The sequence below is a fragment of the Azospira sp. I09 genome (genome assembly GCF_009177135.1).
Taxonomy (GTDB): domain Bacteria; phylum Pseudomonadota; class Gammaproteobacteria; order Burkholderiales; family Rhodocyclaceae; genus Azospira; species Azospira oryzae.
The window spans coordinates 624,564-644,099 of record NZ_AP021844.1 but is presented as its reverse complement, the minus strand read 5'-3'; the positions used below and the strand labels follow the sequence as shown (position 1 = coordinate 644,099).

Annotated in this window: 15 protein-coding genes; 9 read left to right on the top strand and 6 right to left on the bottom strand. The window is 66.7% G+C overall.

Annotated elements, in window-relative coordinates; translation table 11 throughout:
* Window positions 1–60 precede the first annotated feature (60 nt).
* The 5 genes from gcvP (at window position 61) to AZSP09_RS02885 (ending at window position 5,238) form a co-directional block, all read left to right on the top strand.
* The gene (gene gcvP / locus AZSP09_RS02905) at window positions 61–2,961 is read left to right on the top strand and encodes an aminomethyl-transferring glycine dehydrogenase (RefSeq protein WP_152089122.1); all 2,901 of its coding nucleotides are present in this window, start codon (window positions 61–63) and stop codon (window positions 2,959–2,961) included.
* Window positions 2,954–3,481, top strand: a complete 528-nt coding sequence (locus AZSP09_RS02900; protein WP_152089121.1) for a glycine cleavage system protein R — start codon at window positions 2,954–2,956, stop codon at window positions 3,479–3,481. Before gcvP ends, AZSP09_RS02900 begins: the two co-directional genes overlap by 8 nt.
* Before the next feature lie 153 nt (window positions 3,482–3,634).
* Window positions 3,635–3,880 carry a biotin/lipoyl-containing protein gene (locus AZSP09_RS02895; RefSeq protein WP_232058842.1) on the top strand — a complete coding sequence of 82 codons (246 nt, stop codon included), beginning with the start codon at window positions 3,635–3,637 and terminating at the stop codon, window positions 3,878–3,880.
* A 24-nt stretch (window positions 3,881–3,904) separates the two neighbouring features.
* Window positions 3,905–4,642, top strand: a complete 738-nt coding sequence (locus AZSP09_RS02890; RefSeq protein ID WP_172974684.1) for a DUF2189 domain-containing protein — start codon at window positions 3,905–3,907, stop codon at window positions 4,640–4,642.
* Window positions 4,643–4,653: 11 nt separating this feature from the next.
* Complete coding sequence (locus AZSP09_RS02885; RefSeq protein ID WP_232058841.1) at window positions 4,654–5,238, top strand: PAS domain-containing protein; 585 nt, start codon at window positions 4,654–4,656, stop codon at window positions 5,236–5,238.
* A 29-nt stretch (window positions 5,239–5,267) separates the two neighbouring features.
* On the opposite strand, the gene AZSP09_RS02880 is transcribed toward AZSP09_RS02885, so the two are convergent.
* Window positions 5,268–6,533, bottom strand: a complete 1,266-nt coding sequence (locus AZSP09_RS02880; RefSeq protein WP_152089118.1) for an Hsp70 family protein — start codon at window positions 6,531–6,533, stop codon at window positions 5,268–5,270.
* 443 nt (window positions 6,534–6,976) lie between these two features.
* Between AZSP09_RS02880 and AZSP09_RS02875 the strand changes: the two genes are divergently transcribed.
* Both AZSP09_RS02875 and AZSP09_RS02870 read left to right on the top strand, forming a co-directional pair.
* Entirely contained in the window at window positions 6,977–7,576 is a 600-nt protein-coding gene (locus AZSP09_RS02875) for a bactofilin family protein (protein WP_152089117.1), read from the top strand.
* Between the two features lie 135 nt (window positions 7,577–7,711).
* Window positions 7,712–8,257, top strand: coding sequence for a hypothetical protein (locus AZSP09_RS02870; protein WP_014237772.1), 546 nt, complete (start codon window positions 7,712–7,714; stop codon window positions 8,255–8,257).
* A gap of 97 nt (window positions 8,258–8,354) precedes the next feature.
* On the opposite strand, the gene AZSP09_RS02865 is transcribed toward AZSP09_RS02870, so the two are convergent.
* Entirely contained in the window at window positions 8,355–9,983 is a 1,629-nt protein-coding gene (locus AZSP09_RS02865) for a methyl-accepting chemotaxis protein (protein ID WP_152089116.1), read from the bottom strand.
* Window positions 9,984–10,192: 209 nt separating this feature from the next.
* On the opposite strand from AZSP09_RS02865, the gene ettA reads away from it, so the two are divergent.
* Window positions 10,193–11,857, top strand: coding sequence for an energy-dependent translational throttle protein EttA (ettA, locus tag AZSP09_RS02860; protein WP_014237774.1), 1,665 nt, complete (start codon window positions 10,193–10,195; stop codon window positions 11,855–11,857).
* Window positions 11,858–11,960: 103 nt separating this feature from the next.
* On the top strand, window positions 11,961–12,818 hold the full coding sequence (locus AZSP09_RS02855) for a DUF817 domain-containing protein (protein ID WP_197739043.1): 858 nt from the start codon (window positions 11,961–11,963) through the stop codon (window positions 12,816–12,818).
* 92 nt (window positions 12,819–12,910) lie between these two features.
* Here the strand turns inward: AZSP09_RS02855 and AZSP09_RS02850 are convergent, their stop codons facing one another.
* The 4 genes from AZSP09_RS02850 to AZSP09_RS02835 all read right to left on the bottom strand — a co-directional run bounded on the left by AZSP09_RS02850 (window position 12,911) and on the right by AZSP09_RS02835 (window position 19,392).
* Complete coding sequence (locus AZSP09_RS02850) at window positions 12,911–13,195, bottom strand: hypothetical protein (protein ID WP_014237776.1); 285 nt, start codon at window positions 13,193–13,195, stop codon at window positions 12,911–12,913.
* 111 nt (window positions 13,196–13,306) lie between these two features.
* On the bottom strand, window positions 13,307–14,425 hold the full coding sequence (locus AZSP09_RS02845) for an acyltransferase family protein (protein WP_152089115.1): 1,119 nt from the start codon (window positions 14,423–14,425) through the stop codon (window positions 13,307–13,309).
* A 136-nt stretch (window positions 14,426–14,561) separates the two neighbouring features.
* Window positions 14,562–17,147 carry a cyanophycin synthetase gene (gene cphA, locus AZSP09_RS02840; RefSeq protein ID WP_014237778.1) on the bottom strand — a complete coding sequence of 862 codons (2,586 nt, stop codon included), beginning with the start codon at window positions 17,145–17,147 and terminating at the stop codon, window positions 14,562–14,564.
* A 76-nt stretch (window positions 17,148–17,223) separates the two neighbouring features.
* Window positions 17,224–19,392 (bottom strand): cyanophycin synthetase, encoded by a 2,169-nt coding sequence (locus AZSP09_RS02835; protein WP_152089114.1) that lies wholly within the window; start codon window positions 19,390–19,392, stop codon window positions 17,224–17,226.
* Between the last annotated feature and the right edge of the window lie 144 nt (window positions 19,393–19,536).

The following is a 19,536-nucleotide window of genomic DNA, read 5'->3' as shown; positions in this document are numbered from 1 at the left end:
AACAGACAAGGGAAGGGCAAAGCCCCTTCCCTTTTTTCTTTCCGCCTCCCGAGATTGCCCATGTCCGATACCCTGCCCCAGTCCCTTTCCGCCCTGGAACAGAAGGACGAGTTCATCGCCCGCCACATCGGCCCCTGCGCCAGCGAAATGAGCCAGATGCTGGCCGCCATCGGCGCCGCCAGCCTGGATCAGCTGGTGGACCAGACCGTGCCCGCCGCCATCCGCTTCCCCGCCGACCTGCCCCTGCCCGCCCCCCGGCGCGAGCATGAGGCCCTGGCCGACCTGAAGGCCCTGGCCGGCCGCAATGTGGTGAAGAAGTCCCTCATCGGACAGGGCTATCACGAGACCCTGACGCCCAAGGTGATCCTGCGCAACGTGCTGGAAAACCCGGGCTGGTACACCGCCTACACCCCCTACCAGGCCGAGATCGCCCAGGGCCGCCTGGAAGCCCTGCTCAACTACCAGCAGGTGATCATCGACCTCACCGGCCTGGAACTGGCCAACGCCTCCCTGCTGGACGAGGCCACCGCCGCCGCCGAGGCCATGACCATGGCCCGCCGCGTCTCCAAGTCCGGCTCCAACCGCTTCTTCGTGGACGCAGCCTGTTTCCCCCAGACCATCGACGTGGTCAAGACCCGGGCCGCCTACTTCGGCTTCGAGCTGATCTTCGGGCCGGTGGAAGAAGCCGCCACGGTGGACGTCTTCGGCGCCCTGCTGCAGTACCCCAACGACAAGGGCGAAGTCACCGACCTCACCGCCACCATTGCCGCCCTCAAGGCCAAGGGCGCCGTCACCGCCGTGGCCTGCGACCTCATGGCCCTGGTGCTGCTGAAATCCCCCGGCGCCATGGGGGCCGACATGGCCCTGGGTTCTTCCCAGCGCTTCGGCATTCCCATGGGCTTCGGCGGCCCCCACGCCGCCTTCTTCGCCTGCAAGGATGAACACAAGCGCTCCGTGGCCGGCCGCATCATCGGCGTCTCCGTCGATGCCCGGGGCAACAAGGCCCTGCGCATGGCCCTGCAGACCCGGGAACAGCACATCCGCCGGGAGAAGGCCAACTCCAATATCTGTACTTCCCAGGTGCTGCTGGCCAACATGGCCGGCATGTATGCCGTCTATCACGGCCCCGAGGGTCTCAAGACCATCGCCCGCCGCATCCACCGCCTGGCCGCCATCCTGGCCACGGGCCTGGCCAAGGCCGGCATCAAGCAGCTCAACGCCTGCTACTTCGACACCCTGCAGCTGGACCTGGGGGCCAAGGCCCTCACCGTGTACCAGGCCGCCCAGAATGCCGGCTACAACCTGCGTCTGATAGAGGGCGGCCGCCTCGGCATCGCCCTCAATGAAAAGACCACCCGGGAAGACGTGGCCACCCTGCTGCAGCTCATCGCCGGCGTGAAAGTCGACATCGAGGCCCTGGACGCCCAGGTGGCCGCCGCCGACCCGGCCCTGCCGGCCGAGCTGCTGCGCACCGACGCCATCCTCAGCCATCCCGTGTTCAACACCCACCACACCGAACACGAGATGCTGCGCTACCTGAAGAAGCTGCAGAACAAGGACCTGGCCCTGGATCACTCCATGATCTCCCTGGGTTCCTGCACCATGAAGCTCAACGCCACCAGCGAGATGATTCCCGTCACCTGGCCCGAGTTCGGCGACATCCACCCCTTCGCCCCCCTGGACCAGGCCCAGGGCTACCTGGAGATGATCGAGCAGCTGGCCGAGTGGCTGAAGACCGTCACCGGTTTCGACGCCGTCTGCATGCAGCCCAACTCCGGCGCCCAAGGCGAATACGCCGGCCTGGTGGCCATCCGCCGCTACCAGGAAGCCAACGGCCAGGGCCAGCGCGACATCTGCCTGATTCCCAAGTCCGCCCACGGCACCAACCCGGCCACCGCCCAGATGGCCGGCCTGCAGGTGGTGGTGGTGGATTGCGACGACAACGGCAACGTGGACGTGGCCGACCTCAAGGCCAAGGCCGAGCAACACGCCGCCAAACTCTCCTGCCTGATGCTCACCTACCCTTCCACCCACGGGGTGTTCGAGGAAGCGGTGAAGGACATCTGCGACATCGTGCACGCCAACGGCGGCCAGGTGTATATGGACGGTGCCAACCTCAACGCCCAGGTGGGCCTTACCGCCCCCGGCTTCATCGGTGCCGACGTGTCCCACATGAACCTGCACAAGACCTTCGCCATCCCCCACGGCGGCGGCGGTCCGGGCATGGGCCCCATCGGCCTCAAGGCCCATCTGGCGCCCTTCATGGCCGACCATGCGGTGCAGGCCACCGGCCCGGCCGAGCGCAAGCACAAGGGCCAGGGCGCCGTCTCCGCCGCTCCCTTCGGCTCCGCTTCCATCCTGCCCATTTCCTGGATGTACATCGCCATGCTGGGCGGCAAGGGCGTCAAGACCGCCACCCAGGTGGCCATCCTCAACGCCAACTACGTCGCCGCCCGCCTGCAGGAACACTACCCGGTGCTGTACCGGGGCAAGAACGGCCGCGTCGCCCACGAGTGCATCCTGGACATCCGCCCCATCAAGGCGGCCACCGGCATTGCCGAGATCGACATCGCCAAGCGCCTCATGGATTACGGCTTCCACGCCCCCACGGTGAGCTTCCCGGTGGCCGGCACCATCATGGTGGAGCCCACCGAATCCGAATCCAAGGCCGAGCTGGACCGCTTCATCGACGCCCTGATCGCCATCCGCAACGAAATCCGCAAGGTGGAAGCGGGCCAGTGGCCGGCGGACAACAACCCGCTGAAGCACGCCCCCCACACCCAGAAGGATCTGGCCGACGAGGTCTGGAGCCGCCCCTACAGCCGTCAGGAAGCCTGCTATCCCCTGCCCTGGGTGGCCGAGAACAAGTTCTGGCCCAGCGTGAACCGCATCGACGACGTGTACGGCGACCGCAACCTCTTCTGCGCCTGCGCCCCTGTGGAGGACTACCAACATGGCTGATCAGATCCTGGTGCTCACCGTCATCGGTGACGACCGCCCCGGCCTGGTGGAGCAGCTATCCACCGCCATCTCCGCCCATCAGGGCAACTGGCTGGAATCCTCCATGTCCCGCCTGGCGGGCAAGTTCGCCGGCATCCTCAAGGTCAGCGTACCGGCCGAGCAGGCCGCGGCCCTGCAGCAGGCACTGGCCGGCCTCTCCCTGCTCAAGGTGACGGTGGAAAGCTCCCCCGAAAGCCAGGAAGCGCCCAAGGGCCGCCGCCTGCGCCTTTCCCTGGTGGGCCACGACCGCATCGGCATCGTGCGCGAGGTCTCCCAGGTGCTGGCCCGCCACGGCGTCAATGTGGAGGAGCTGGCCACCCACACCTCCAGTGCCCCCATGTCCGCCGAAATCCTCTTCCACGCCCAGGTCAGCCTGCTGGCCGGGCCGGAACTGGATGTGCGCGGCCTCACCGGCGAGCTGGAACGGCTCTCCAACGATCTCATGGTCGATATTTCCCTGGACGAAAAGCTCAGCGCCTGAGCTTCCCGCCCCCCGTCCCGTTCCCGGGGCGGGGCCACTCCCCGCTTTTTTCCCCACATTTCATTTCGGTCAAAGGCCGATGCCCCGGGCCGGGGCACAATTCCACCTCCATCCCCTTACCCTTCCCCCATGTCCGGTCCCATCGAAGTGCGCATGCCAAAATACCCCGAATGCTGGGAGAGCTGCGGCAACTGCGCCCAGGGCGACGTCTTCGTGCTGGAACTCCTGGTCCAAGCCGGTGACACATTGGCACGGGACGACGACATCCTGACCCTGGAAACCGGCAAGGTGGCCCTGGACATTCCCAGCCCTTACGCCGGCACGGTGCGGGAAGTCTTCGTCTGCGAAGGCGACGTCCTGGCCGAAGGCGCCCTGCTGCTGACCCTGGACCCGTCCTAACCGCCTGATCCTATGGGAGCCCCCATGGCCATCCAGCCCCGACGTCTGCGACTTGCCCATCTGGGGGCCGCCCTGGCCAGCGGCGGGCGCACCTTCGCCCGCAACCCGGGCCCCAGCGCGCTCCTGGCCCTGCCCCTGGCCGTCGTCGGCGTACTGATCTGGCTGATCCTGGGCCAGGCCGCCGTCGCCCCCCTGGCCCTGGCCGCCAGCGGCGGCTTCATGCTGGTCGCCCCCCTGCTGCTGGTGGGCTATTTCGAACTGGCGGACCGCAGCGCCCGCGGTGAAGCGGCCCCTGCGGCCCTGGCCCTCACCGCCTACCGGCACGCCCCCACCGGCCTGTGGGCCATCGGTGCCGTGTGCACCTTTTTCTACCTGATCTGGATCACCGACGCGGCCACCCTCTACGGCTTCATGGTGGGCGGCGAACCCCGGGGCCTGGCCACCCTGCTCAGCCCCGGCACCGACGTGCAGGCCTTCCTGCGCTGGAGCTCCCTCATGGGGGCGGTGCTGGCCTTCATGATCTACGCCGTCACCGCCTTCGCCGTGCCCCTGCTGCATTATGGCCGGGCCAACCTGATCCAGGCCGTGGTTCTCAGCGTCCGCGCCGTCTTCGGCAACTTTCTCCTGGCGCTGCTGTGGGGCGTCCTGCTGGCCGCCGGCGTCATCGGCAGCATCCTGCTGCTGTTTCCCTTCCCCCTGGTTTTCCCCCTGCTGGCCTATGCCAGCCACGCCCTCTACCAACAGGTCTTTCCCCTGGAATAAAGGGAGTTCCCATGTCTGCGCCCCTGCTGCCGCACAGCCTCTACCGCATCGAACTGTGCAGCGGCGAGCAGCGCTGCTGGCGCTACCGGGGCGAGGATGCCCAGGGCAACCGGTGGTGGCGGGATGAGGAGAGCGGCCAGGAATTCAGCGAGGCTTCCCTCATGTATGCCTGGCAGGTGCTGGGCCCTGCCGAGCCGCTCGGCCCGGCCCCGGACGACCTGCCGGCGTCGATCCACCGGCTCCTGGCCGAGCAGATGGATGCGGCCCTGATCCTGGCCGACAAGGAAGGAGTGATCCGCCTGTGGAATGCGGCGGCCACCGCCCTCTTCGGCTTTCCTGCCGCCACCGCCATCGGCGCCAGTCTGGACCTGATCATTCCGGAGCACCTGCGCGCCGCCCACTGGCGCGGCTTCCACCAGGCCATGGCCCGGGGCGCCGTGCAGCATCCGGGCAAGCCCCGCCTGACCCGGGCCCTGCAAGGGGACGGGCAGAAGCGCTACGTCAGCATGAGTTTTTCCGTGATCCGGGACGATGCGGGCCAGACCATCGGCTCCCTGGCCCTGGCCTGGGCTGCCGACAAGCCGGCAGGGGCCTGAGCCGGTTCAGCGCCCCACCAACTACCGCTTCAGCCGTAGCGCCGCGCCGCTTCCACTGCCAGGCCGGCGCCGATGCTGCCGAAGAGATCCCCTTCCACCGCCCGGGCCTGGGGCAGGACGGCGGCGATGCGCTGGCGCAGACGGGGAATGCCGCTGGAACCGCCGGTGAAGAACACCGTGTCGATCCGCCCGGCGCCGACACCCGCCTGCCGCAGCAAGTCGCCGACGGTGCCTTCGACCCGTTCCACCAGGCTTGTCGTGGCCTGATCGAACTCGCTGCGACTCAGCTCATGGCTGAGGCCGGCTTCCAGGCGTTCCAGGGACAGGACGCAGGTGTCCGCATCCGAGAGGGCGATCTTGGCCTGCTCCACCTCGTTGGCCAGCCAGTGACCGGCCCGCTCCCCGATCAGCCCCAGCAGGCGCTGCATCTTTTCCGGCGCCGCCGCATCCATGGCCAGGCGCTGCTGTTCGGCCAGCACCTGGCGGGTGTAGGCGAAGTTGATGGTGTGCCAGGTGGCCAGGTTGAAGAAGATGCTGGCCGGCATTTCCCGGCCGCTGCGCAGCAGGCTGCGGTAGCCCAGCAGAGGCATGACCCCGGCCAGGCTCAGCAGGCGGTCGAAATCGGTGCCGCCGATATGCACGCCGCCATTGGCCAGCAGGTCGTCCCGGCGCTCCGCCTGGCGCGCCCGCTCGGGGGAAAGGCGGATCAGGGAAAAGTCCGAGGTGCCGCCGCCGATGTCGGCCACCAGCACCAATTCCTCCCGCGCCAGAGTGGTCTCGTAGTGGTAGGCGGCGGCGATGGGCTCGTACTGGAAGCTGACCTCCTTGAAGCCCACGGCCCGGGCGATGTCGCCCAGGGTGTTCTCGGCCAGGCGGTCGGCGTCGCTGTCGTCGTCCACGAAGAACACCGGCCGGCCCAGCACCGCCTGCTCGAATTCCCCGCCGGCCTGGCGGTCGGCCCGCCGCTTCAGTTCGCCGATGAACTGGGCCAGCAGGTCGCGGAAATGCAGGGCCCGGCCTTGCACTTCGGTCTTGCCGTCCAGCAGGCTGCTGCCCAGGAGGCTCTTCAGGGAACGCATCAGGCGGCCCTCGTAGCCGGCCAGATACTCGCCCAGGCCGGCCCGGCCGAAGCTGGTGCTGTTGTCTTCCGCATTGAAGAAGACCACGGACGGCAGGGTCACCTTGCCCTCCTCCAGGGCCAGCAGCGTGGGCTGGCCGGGGCGCAGGCAGCCCACGGTGGAGTTGGAGGTGCCGAAGTCGAGGCCGCAGGCGCGGCGGGGAGCGGTGGCAGGCATGGAATGACGGCGGTTGGTGGCGAAGACGAAGGTTTCCGGCCAACGCGGCGAGGTCGGCAGGGGGCGGCGGATGCTACGCCAGGCTCCGGCGGATGTCTACCCGGGCGGTCGGCCAAGCCATTGAGGCAACGGGGAAAAGGGGCGCCCGGCCCCATGGCCGGCGCCCCCGACCCGGGCCGGCCCCGACGTCGCCCGCCCCCAACAGGCAGCCATCGCCTAAAAAACAGGCACTTAGGGACATTGGCCGCCCAAGCCGTCGGGAGCCCACGACAAATCCGGGTCGCCGGAAGCAGGCCGGGAGCATTGCCGGAATCGTCGCACCCACCCCAAAGTCGCCAACTGGCGCGGGATTCCAGCTAGCCCTGGCTGGCAGCGGCATCCTTTCCCGGCCCCAGGCACGGGCCTTGCGAAGTAAAGGCTCCAACCTGCGAAAAGGAGCTTCCATGCTGAACAAGCAATCCCTGTTTTCCGCCAAGCGCGAGGAAACCGTCCTGCCCCGCAATCCCTGGCCCGGCAGCGCGCCCCAGACCAACAGCAGCAACGTCAGCAGCGCACCGAAATCCAGCACGGCCAGTGCGCCGCCGCCGGCGCCGGTGGCTGCCGACAAGGAACAGCCCTCCGGCAGCCGTCTCATCGTCGGCCCCGACGTCAAGCTGAAGGGGGCGGAAATCCAGGATTGCGACACCCTGGTGGTGGAAGGACGGGTGGAGGCCACCCTGGACAGCCGCCTGATCCAGATTGCCGAACAGGGCGCCTTTTCCGGCAAGGTCAGCATCGACGTGGCGGAAATCCGGGGCACCTTCGAAGGCGAACTGGTGGCCCGCAAGCAGCTGTTCATCCACGCCAGCGGCCGGGTCAGCGGCACCATCCGCTACGGCAGCATCCTCATCGACGAAGGCGGCCAGGTTTCCGGCGACGTGCGCTCCCTGGGGGATGAACACCAGGCAGGCTCGGCCAAGGCCAGCCCGGCCGAACCCGGCATTCCGACCCTGCACGGCAACGTCACCCTGAAGGAGGGCAAGAAGGAAAACGCACTGCTCTAGGCCACCGGCAGGCCCGGCGGCGGGCGGGCTTTGCGGCCCATCCGCCGCCGGGCCTTGAACGCCTGCGGGCGGAGGGTTAAGCTCGATCCGCCCGCTTCCTGCGGGCCACCACAACACCAGCCAGGAGACTGATCCATGTCCCAGCCAAAACACAAACATGCCCCCCTGTGGACCGCCATCGGCCTAGGCCTGATGCTCGGCACCGCCCCGGCCTTCGCCGACAAACCTTCCTGGGCCGGCGGCGGCAACGACAAACATGGCCAGGACGAACGTCCGGGCAAGGGCCGTAACGACCGGGATGACCGGGGCCGGGGCGATGATGGCCGCCGGGATGGCCGGGACGGGCGCCGTGACGGCGCCTCGGTGGAAATCCGCTTCGGCGGCGGTGACCGGGACCTGATCCGGGATTACTACGGCAACAGCATCCGCAGCAAGGGCTGCCCGCCCGGGCTGGCGAAGAAACACAACGGCTGCCTGCCGCCGGGACAGGCCAAGCAGTGGCAGCGGGGCGCCCGCCTGCCCAGCGGCGTGGTCATCTACGACCTGCCGCGGGACCTTTCCATCCGCCTCGGCACGCCGCCGGCCGGCTACCGTTACGTGCGGGTTGCCTCCGACATCCTGCTCATTGCCGTGGGCACCAGCATGGTGGTGGACGCCATCGAGGACCTGGGCGGACTTTGAGCCCCCCTGCCCTGGCGCCCAGGCAGGACGCCATCAACGACAACGGCACCCCGCGGGGTGCCGTTTTTGCTGGCTGCGGAGCATGGGCCCCCCAGGATCAAACCCGGAAGCCGCTGACCGCCCGCTGCATTTCGCCGGCCACCCGGTCCAGGGTATCGGAAGCCCGGGAAGTCTCGTTGGCCGCCGCATTGGTTTCCTCCGCGTGGGTGGCGATTTCCTCCACCTTGCGCGCCACTTCCGTGGAGGCGGTAGACTGCTCCCGCAGGGCGATATCCACGTCGCCGATGATCTCAGCCACCCGGCGCGCCATCTCCTGCAGCTTGGCGATGGTCTCGCCGGCCTGCTGGGCGTGGCTGACGCTGCTCTCCACCGCCCCGACGCCGCCGCTGATGCCGGCCACCACCTGACGGGTGGATTCCTGGATGGAATCCACCATCTGGGTGATCTCCCCGGTGGAATGGGCCGTCCGCTCGGACAGCTTGCGCACTTCGTCGGCCACCACGGCAAAGCCGCGGCCGTGCTCGCCGGCCCGGGCCGCCTCGATGGCGGCGTTGAGGGCCAGCAGGTTGGTCTGGTCGGCGATGTCCTTGATGACGCTGACGATGCTGGAAATCTTCGCCGATTCCACTTCCAGCTCACCGATCTGCTCGGCCGCCGCCTTCACCACATGGGACACCTGGTCGATTTCCCCCACCAGCCGTTCCACCGTCTCCCGCCCTTCCCGGGCCTGCTCGTCGGATTCACCGGCCAGCCGGGCGGCATCGCCGGTACTGTCGGAAACGTGGTTGATGGAAACGGTCAGTTCCTCAATGTTGGCAGCGATGGCCGAAGAGGCGGAACTCTGCACGGTGACGCTCTGCTCCATCTGCTTCACCGTCTGGTTCAGCTGCTGGGCGGCGCTGGAGATTTCCTCAGCCCCCGTCTTGGTCTGGCCGATGGTGCTGCGCAGGGCTGTCTGCATGTCGCCCATGGCGCCCACCAGGCGGCCCACTTCATCCGCCGTCGGTGCCGGCAGGTCGCCGGTGAGATCGCCGGCGGCGATGCGCCGGGCCCCGGCCAGGGCTTCATCCAGACGCCGTGAAATCCGCCGGGCCAGCAGGAAGGAGGCCACCAGGGCCACCAGCAGCCCCAGCACCAGGGCCGTCAGGCCGCTGCTGATGGCGCTGGAAACATCGCTCATGGCCTGGGCGGCGGAACGGTCGGCCCCTTCCCGATTGAACTTGGCCAGGGCATCAGTGGAGTCGCGCAGCTGGTTGGCCTTTTCTACCCAGCCCTTGCGTCGCAGCTGCTGGGCCTCCTCTTCCTTGCCGGCCTTTTCCAGCACAATCGCCTCCTCGACCACGGCCTTGTAGGCATTGACCGCCTTGCCCACCTCGTCGAGGATTTTCTGCTCTTCCGGGCCGGTTACCAGAGGCGCGTATTCCTTGAGCACGGTACGCACGTCTTCATCCAGCTTGGCCAGGCTTTTTTCGATTTTGGCCTTGTCCTCGGCGCTGCCGGGCAGCATGTACTCCAGGCTGCGCACCCGGTAACGCAGGCGCTCCTGACTGATCTTGCCCACCATCTGCAGGGAAGGCAGCCAGTTGCCGATGATGTCCCGGGTTTCCCCGCCGACTTTCTGCAATTGATAGAGACAGAACAGCAGGGCCAGGATCAGGACCCCGCCGGTAATGGCGAAATTGAAGTACAGCTTGGCCCGCAGGCTCAGGTTGTCAAACCAGGTCATCTTCGCTACCCCCAGGGACTGTTATTGGTACGCCTTATGGCGCTTGCTCGTACGTTCCACCACTATAGTCCAAAACTATACCGCCATCATTGCCTAAAAGCCTCCGTCGACAAAGCCTGGTGGCGCCCGCGGCAAGGCTCGGTACAATAGCGCCTTTGCCGCCGGCCCCGCCCGCGGCTCAGCCGAATTCCACCCATCAAGAGTGCTCCATGGCCCAATACGTAATGTCGATGCTCCGCGTGAGCAAGATCGTCCCGCCCAAGCGGCAGATCATCAAGGATATTTCCCTCTCCTTCTTCCCCGGCGCCAAGATCGGCCTGCTGGGCCTGAACGGCTCCGGCAAGTCCACCGTGCTGAAGATCATGGCCGGCGCCGACAAGGAATACGACGGCGAGGTGCAGTGGCAACCGAACCTGAACATCGGCTACTTGCCCCAGGAACCCCAGTTGGATCCGGAAAAGACCGTGCGCCAGGAAGTGGAATCGGCCCTGGGCGAGATCATGGGCGCCAAGCAGCGCCTGGAGGAGGTGTACGCCGCCTACGCCGAACCCGATGCGGACTTCGACAAGCTGGCCGAGGAACAGGCCCGCTGCGAGGCCATCCTGGCCGCCGCCGGCAGCGACACCGAAGCCCAGATGGAGATCGCCGCCGACGCCCTGCGCCTGCCGGCCTGGGATGCGCTGATCAAGAACCTGTCCGGCGGTGAGAAGCGCCGCGTCGCCCTGTGCAAGCTGCTGCTCTCCAAGCCCGACATGCTGCTGCTGGACGAACCCACCAACCACCTGGATGCCGAGTCCGTGGAATGGCTGGAACAGTTCCTCTGCCGCTTCCCCGGCACCGTGGTGGCCGTCACCCACGACCGCTACTTCCTCGACAACGCCGCTGAATGGATTCTGGAACTGGACCGGGGCCAGGGCATTCCCTGGAAGGGCAACTACTCCTCCTGGCTGGAACAGAAGGAAGAACGACTGGAGCAGGAAGGCCGCCAGGAAGCCGCCCGCATGAAGGCCATGAAGCAGGAACTGGAATGGGTGCGGCAGAACCCCAAGGGCCGCCAGGCCAAGTCCAAGGCCCGTATCGCCCGCTTCGAGGAACTCTCCAGCTACGAATACCAGAAGCGCAACGAAACCCAGGAAATCTTCATCCCCGTGGGTGAGCGCCTGGGCAACGAGGTCATCGAGTTCAACGGCGTCTCCAAGGCCTTCGGCGACCGGCTGCTGATCGACAACCTGTCCTTCAAGATCCCCGCCGGTGCCATCGTCGGCATCATCGGTCCCAACGGTGCCGGTAAATCCACCCTGTTCCGCATGATCACCGGCAAGGAAGCCCCGGACAGCGGCGAAGTGAAGATCGGCAGCACGGTGAAGATGGCCTTCGTGGACCAGAGTCGGGAAAACCTTTCCGCCAACAAGACCGTCTTCGAGGAAATCGCCAACGGCGCCGACATCCTCACCGTGGGCAAGTTCGAAATGCCCAGCCGGGCCTACATCGGCCGCTTCAACTTCAAGGGCGGCGACCAGCAGAAGCAGGTCGGCACCCTCTCCGGCGGCGAGCGTGGCCGCCTGCACCTGGCCAAGACCCTGCTGGAGGGCGGCAACGTCCTGCTGCTGGACGAACCCTCCAACGACCTGGACGTGGAAACCCTGCGGGCCCTGGAAGACGCCCTGCTGGAATTCCCCGGCTCGGCCCTCATCATCTCCCACGACCGCTGGTTCCTGGACCGGATCTGTACCCACATCCTGGCGGCCGAAGGCGATTCCCAATGGACCTTCTTCGACGGCAACTACCAGGAATACGAAGCCGACAAGAAGAAACGCCTGGGCGAAGAAGGCGCCAAGCCCAAGCGCATCCGCTACAAGCCCATCAGCCGTTGAGGGCTCAGGCAGCCCTCCCAACGCTAGCGTCCGGCATGGCTGCCCGCCCCCACAACCCGAAGCCCGCCTCCTGGCGGGCTTTTTCCATCCAGTGACCGCCGTCATGCCCCTTTACGCCACCTTGCGCCGCCTCGACCTGTATCTGGAAAACCGGCAGGAACGCCCAGCCCTGAGCGGCTGGCGGCGCTTCGTGGCGGAATTCTGGTGGTTCGGCATCAAGGAAGCCCGGGCCTGCATCTTCGCCGGACTGTTCTTTCTCGCCCTCTTCGTCGTGCCGCGGGGGGGCTGGCTGGGCATCGCCCGCTACGACCTGCTCCTGCTGATCGCCCTGGCCTTGCAGGCATGGCTGCTGTGGCGGCGCATTGAAACCTGGGATGAAGCCCGGACCATCCTGCTCTTCCACCTGGCAGGATTCGCCCTAGAGGTCTTCAAGGTATCCGCTCCCATCGCCTCCTGGAGCTACCCGGACCCCGCCTTGACCAAGGTGTTGGGCGTACCACTGTTCTCCGGCTTCATGTACGCAGCTGTCGGCAGCTATGTCATGCAGGCGTGGCGCATCCTCCATCTGCGAATCGAACGCCACCCGCCTTACTGGATGAGCGGCGGCCTGGCCCTGCTGCTCTATCTCAACCTGTTTACCCACCACTTCATCGGCGACTACCGCTGGTATCTGGCCGCCCTCGCCCTGGGGCTTTACGCCCGCAGCAGCATCGTTTTCACCCCCCTGGACCGGGAACGTTCCATGCCCTTCCTGCTCGGCTTCATCCTGGTGGGCTTTTTCATCTGGCTGGCAGAGAACATGGGCACCTTTCTCGGCGTCTGGCGCTATCCCAACCAGTTGGGTGCCTGGGCCACCGTGCATCTGGGCAAATGGTCATCCTGGACCATGCTGGCCCTGATGAGTTTTTCCCTGATCAGCGGCCTCAAGCAGGTCAAAGCCCGAATTCAGATTTCGCCCTAGCCATCCCTGTCGGGATGGCCAGCAAAAAAATACCCGCCTCAAGGACGGGTATTTTTGGGAATCTTTGATGGCCCTTTACCTGGGCGGCCCGCTTAGTGGCGGGGGCGCAGGCTGGCTTCGAAGGCGGCTTCGTACTGCTCGGGAAACTGGTAGGCGCTGAAGGCGTTGCGCACCACATCCAGATTCTGGCTGGCGCCCTGATCTTCAAAGCGGATACCGATGGAACGGCCATTGTTGGCCAGGGTCATGAAAGCGTAACGCCAGCTTTGGGCTTCGGCCAGGCGCTCGCGCAGTTCATCTTCGCGGGTGATGGTGATTCCGGCCCGTTTCAGGGAATCCAGGAATTCTTCGAAGGATTCGTTGCTCAGACTGCCCATTTGATACTCTCCTTTGAATGACCGGGACAATTTCTTGCCCCATGAGGCCAATAACGCAGGAGAGATTTAATCGGTTGACTTAAAGTTTCACTTTAATTGCCAGGCCCGGAATCAGGCCTTGGCAGTGCGCCGCCACAGGGTTTGCAGCATTCCGGAGAGGTTCCATTGGCGGCTTTCCACATAGAAATGGAAGGCCGTGCCCGCCACGATGCTGCCCAGCCAGGCCAGGACCATGCCCGTCAGCTGCAGGGCAGGCTCCGCCGGGACGAAGCGGTCAAAAGCGCCATTGACCAGCAGGCAGACCGGGAAATGCACCAGGAAAACGGAATAGGAAACCCGGGAGAGGAAGGTGATGGCAGTCTGGCCCGGCAAACCCAGGGGCCAGCGTTCCATCCAGCCGCTGCGCCGGGCCAGGCCCAGGGCCAGGGCAGCGCACAGGGCCACGGCGATGCGCAGGCGGAAATCCAGAAACAGGGCCACCAGGGCCACCGAGGCGATGATGGCCAGCCAGACGGGGGACTGCCCCCGCTCGGAAGCCCAGTAGGCCATCACACCCATGCCGTAGGCGCCGAAGAAATAGACGGCCCAGATATCCCAGCTGGCGTCCCGGTTAAAATGGAACAGGGAAGCCAGCACCAGGGAAAACACCAGAATCATGCCCAGGCTGTGCACGCCGCGGCTGCGACCGCCGGCCATGGCGGGAATGCGTTCCCGGCCCCAGCGCCCCAGCCAGAGCAGGCCGACCAGCAGGGCGAAGAGCTGGAAGTCGATGGCGATATACCAGACCCCGGCGGAGAGAGCATCGAAATCCAGGATGTTGTGCAGCAGGAAGGCGTGGGCCAGCACCTGCAGGGCCACGGGCTTGTCCGGGATGGAGTCGTGATCCATCCACAGGCGGGCCACATGGGCGCAGACCACGGCGATGGCCATGGCGGCCAGGAACGGCGGCACCAGGCGCAGGTAACGCCGCACCAGCATATTGACCGGCTGCCGCGTCAGCAGTTGGCCCTGGGGCGCCAGGGCGCGAATGGCGAGAAAGCCGCCCACCACCAGGAACACCTGGACGGCGATGCGGGCATATTCGCTGAGCCAGCCGATGAGGCCGGGAACCAGCTCCTGGGCGGCATCGGACATGGGGCCGTAGAAAGCCAGGTGGTGCAGAACGATCAGTTGGGAAGCAAACGCCTTGAGGACGTCGATGAATACCAGGCGGGATGGTCCGGAGGACATGGCAGCTTGAGCAGGGGGTCGCCATCGCCGCGGGCGATGGTGGCACGGATTCCAGGTTGTAAATTGCGGTTGAGAGAACGGCCCGGGGACAACGTCCGGGGCCCGCCGTCAGGCAAACCCCGGAATTGTAGCAAAATCAAGCCTCTTTGACGCGCTTGGCAATATGCTCCAGGGCTTCATCCACCTGATCCACCAGGATCAGGCACAGGTCGCCCGGGCTCAGCCGGGCCAGGGCCGTGTCGATGGCCAGGAACTCGCCCCGCACCTCCTCCACGTTCCGGGTGCGGCTGGCGCCCTGCAGGCCTTCCCGCAACAGGCCCAGCACTTCACCGTCGGCGCGGCCGCGTTGGCAGGCATCCTGGTACAGGATGACCTCGTCGAAGGCACCGCCGAGGATGCGGGTCTGCTGGCGGATATCCTCGTCGCGGCGGTCGCCGGCACCGCTGATGACCACGGAACGGCGCTTGGCCGTCATGGTGGCGATGGCGTTGGTCAGGGCCTGGATGGCATCCGGATTGTGGCCGTAGTCGGCGATCAGGGTGGCGCCCTTGTAGTCGAACAGGTTGAAACGGCCGGGAGCGGTGGAGGCGTCGCTGACGAAGGTGGCCAGGCCCTGGCGGATCACCTCCCAGGAGATGCCGATGGCCCAGGCGGCACCGGTGGCCGCCATGACGTTTTCCACCTGGAAGCCGATGCTGCCGTTGCGGGTCAGGGGCACGCCGGAGAGGGGGATGCGATGGACCACGGTGGAACCTTCGGCGGCCACGATGTCGCCGCCTTCCACATAGAGGCCGCGACGGCCCTGGGCGAACTGGGTGGCCATCACCGGATGGTGCGGATCGGCGGCGAAGAAGGTGACGCTGCCCGGGCAGGACTCGGCCATGCGGGCGACGATGGGGTCGGTGGCATTGAGCACGGCGGTGCCGTTGTTGGCCACGTTCTCGACGATGACCCGCTTCACCACCGCCAAGTCTTCCACGGTGTTGATGTAGGCCAGGCCCAGGTGGTCGCCCATGCCGATGTTGGTGACCACGGCCACGTTGCAGCGGTCGAACCCCAGGCCCTCGCGCAACACGCCGCCCCGGGCGGTTTCCAGCACGGCTGCATCCACGTCCGGGTGCAGCAGGACGTTGCGGGCGCTCTTCGGACCGGAGCAGTCGCCGGTGTCGATGCGCTTGCCCTGGATATAGACGCCGTCGGTGCCGGTCATGCCGGTGCGCTGGCCATTGCAGGTGAACAGGTGGGAAATCAGGCGCACCGTGGTGGTCTTGCCGTTGGTGCCGGCCACGGCCACCACCGGGATGCGGCCGTCGTCGCCGTCCGGATACATGGTGGAGATGACCGCCTCGCCCACCGCCCGGCCCTTGCCGAAGGAAGGCTGCAGGTGCATGCGCAGGCCGGGGGCCGCATTGACCTCAACGATGCCGCCGCCCTGCTCTTCCAGGGGACGCTGCACGGTCTCGCACACCACGTCCACGCCGCAGATGTCCAGGCCCACCATCTGGGCCGCGGCCACGGCCTTGGCCGCCAGTTCGGGATGGACGTCGTCGGTGACGTCGGTGGCCGAGCCGCCGGTGGAAAGGTTGGCGTTGTTGCGCAGGGGCACCCGGGCGCCCCGGGGCGGCACCGAGTCGGCGTTGTAGTTCTGCCGGGCCAGGGTGGCCAGGGCGATTTCATCGAAGCGGATCTTGGTCAGGGAGGTGGCATGGCCCTCACCCCGGCGCGGGTCCGCATTCACCTGGTCCACCAGCTGGCGGATGGTATGCACGCCGTCGCCGATGACCTGGGGCGGATCGCGGCGGGCGGCCGCCACCAGCTGCTTGCCCACCACCAGGACGCGGAAGTCCTGGCCGGGCAGATAGCGCTCCACCATCACATCATCGCGGAATTCGGAAGCCACATCGAAGGCCTGGCGCACTTCGGCCTCGCTCTTCAGGTTGACCGCCACGCCCTTGCCCTGGTTGCCGTCCCGGGGCTTGACCACCACCGGCAGACCGATTTCCTGGGCGGCCGCCCAGGCATCGTCGGCATCGGCCACGGTCCGGCCCCAGGGCACCGGCACGCCGGCGGCGCGCAGCAGTTCCTTGGTCAGCTCCTTGTCCTGGGCGATGGATTCGGCAATGGCGCTGGTGCAATCCATTTCGGCCGCCTGGATGCGGCGCTGCTTGCTGCCCCAGCCGAACTGCACCAGGCTGCCCTCGGTCAGACGGCGGAAGGGGATGTTGCGGGCAATGGCCGCATCGACGATGGAACCGGTGGAAGGACCGAGGCGCACGTCCTCGTCCAGTTCCCGCAGGCGGGCCAGCACATTGTCCAGGTCGAAGGGCGTGTTCTCCAGGGCCGCCTGGCACAGGGACACGGCCAGGTCGAAGGCCAGGCGCCCGACGGGCTCCTCGGTGTATTCCACCACCACCTGGTAAACCCCGGGGTCCAGGGTTTCGGAAGTGCGGCTGAAGGTCACCGGGCAGCCGGCGGAAGCCTGCAGGCCCAGGGCCGCAAATTGCAGGGCGTGGGCCACGGACGGCAGGGCGGCGGCACCGGCCGGCATGACCAGGCCGATTTCCGGGAAGCGCTCCAGCAGCCGGTCGAGGAAACTTTCCAGCAGGGCGGAAGAGGCGGGGGAAAAGCGCTCGGCCTCGCTACAGGTAACGATGGCTTCGATGGAGGTGTGGCGGCTCCACAGGTTGGGGCCGCGCAGGGCTCGGATGCGGGAGACTTCCATAAAAAATCCTGTTGTGACCGTTTAGTCGGGCCTGCCCGGGAAAGCCCGGGACAGGCGTCTCGTCAGTCGGCAATCATCAAATGGCGGGTGCGGCGTCCAGCACGAAGGTTTCCAGGCCAGCGCGGATCACCTCGGGGGCAATGTCCAGGGCCCGGGCCGTGGCCACGGCGGCCAGCACGTTCTCGGCCTGGAAGGCTTCGCCGCCGGCAGCCATGGGCACCTGGGCCAGGTCCAGCAGCTTGGTTTCCTCCCAGCCCTTGGCCAGGACCACGCCACCTTCCCGCAGCAACACGGCACGACCGCCCTTGGAGCGGTGCTCGGCCAGCACCGGCAGGCCCGGATCGGCGGCAAAATAGATCACCTCGCCATCGCACAGCTCGGCCATCTCCACCAGCTGGGGTTCCCGGGCATTGAGCACGGCGACGCCGGTGGGCAGCACCACGTCCACCTGGGTACGCAGGGTGGTGAAGCGCTTCTCCGGGGAGTCCATGTAGTACTTGCTGAGGTCCTCGATGGGCTCGAAATTGGTCAGCACCCCCACCTGGCAACGGTCGTAGGCCAGGCCTTCGGTGACGATGGAAGTGGCGCTGTTCTCGATCACGGCAGCCTGCACCGAACGGTTCATCAGGACGCGGCGGGCCGTATCCCACTGGGCCCGGTCCCCGGCTTCCACCAGGCGGCGATCCAGGTACAGACCGGTGCTGCAGGCCAAGCCGGTGTAGTGGCCGGACAATTCGAGCAGGCGGGTGACGACGCGGGCCACGGTGGTCTTGCCCTTGCCGCCGCTGATGCCCACCACGGGGATGCGACCGCTGTCGCCGTTGGGGAACAGGTGTTCGACGATGGCCTTGCCCACAGGCTGGGGCTCGCCGGCAGCGGGCTTGATGTGCATCAGCAGGCCGGGACCGGCATTGACCTCGACGATGGCGCCGCCCTGGTCGGCCAGGGGTTTGGACACGTCCTCCACCACCAGGTCCACCCCGGCGATGTCCAGACCGACGATGCGGGCCGCCAGGGCCACGGTCTCGGCCGTATCCGGATGCACTTCGGCGGTACAGTCGATGGAGACGTTGCCGTTGCGCTGGATCACCACCACCTTGCCTTCCGGCGGCACGCCGTCGGGCTCGAAGCCCTGGCGCCGGACCTCCAGGCGGGCGGCGGAATCCAGGCGGACCCGGTTGAGCGGATGATCTTCGCTGTTGCCGCGGCGAGGATCGGAATTCAGTTGCAGTTCGATCAGTTCCAGCACGGTGGATTTGCCGTCCCCCACCACCTGGGCGGTCTCGCCCCGGGAGGCGGCCACCATGCGGCCGCCCACCACCAGCAGGCGATGTTCGTTGCCGGGAATGAAACGTTCGACGATGACTTCGCTGCCTTCGTCCTGGGCCACGCTGAAGGCGGTCTCGATCTCTTCCCGGGTGGTCAGGTTGGTGAACACGCCGCGGCCATGGTTGCCGTCGCTGGGCTTGACCACCACCGGCAGGCCGATGTCCTCGGCCGCTTCCCAGGCATCTTCCGGCGACTTGACGGTGACGCCCTCGGGGACCGGCACGCCACAGGAGGCCAGCAGGCTCTTGGTCAGGTCCTTGTCCCGGGAGATGCTTTCGGCAATGGCGCTGGTGCGGTCCGTCTCGGCCGTCCAGATGCGGCGCTGGCGGGAACCGTAGCCCAGCTGCACCAGGTTGCCGGTGGACAGGCGGATGAAGGGCAGATGCCGGCTCTCGGCGGCTTCCACGATGCAGCCGGTGGAGGGGCCGAGACAGTAGTCGTCCACCAGCTCCCGCAGGTGGCTCACCGCCGCCGCCACATCGAAGGGCTTGTCCTCGATCCCGGCCATGACCAGGTCCCGGGCCGCTTCCAGGGCGTAGCGGGTGACCATCTCGTGCCAGGCCGTCACCACCACCTTGTAGACACCGCGGATCGGCACCTCCCGGGCGCGGCCGAAGCCGCCGGGCATGCCGGCCAGGGCCTGCAGCTCCAGGGAGACGTGCTCCATGATGTGGCCGGGCCAGGTCCCCTCTTCCACCCGGCGCAGGAAGCCGCCGCGCTCGTCATAGCTGCAGCGGTGTTCCACCAGGCCGGGCAGCCAGGATGAGAGGCGCTCGTAGAAACCGGGGATGGTGTTGGACGGACAGTCCTCCAGATCGCCGATGTCGATCAGGGCTTCGAGGACGGGGGTGTAGGTCCAGACGTTGGGACCCTTGAGATGGGTAATGCTCAGAAATTTGATTGTCTTGTGGCTCATACCTTGTGCCGGAACCGGGGAACCTGCAGGCTCAGGTCAACTCCTTGGGGAAAACTGCGTTTAGCTTAGCTTCCGCGCAATTTCCGATGTAGCCCAAGAAGGGATCAACCTGGCCCGTTTTTCCGGGGGACTCTCCTTTGTAAG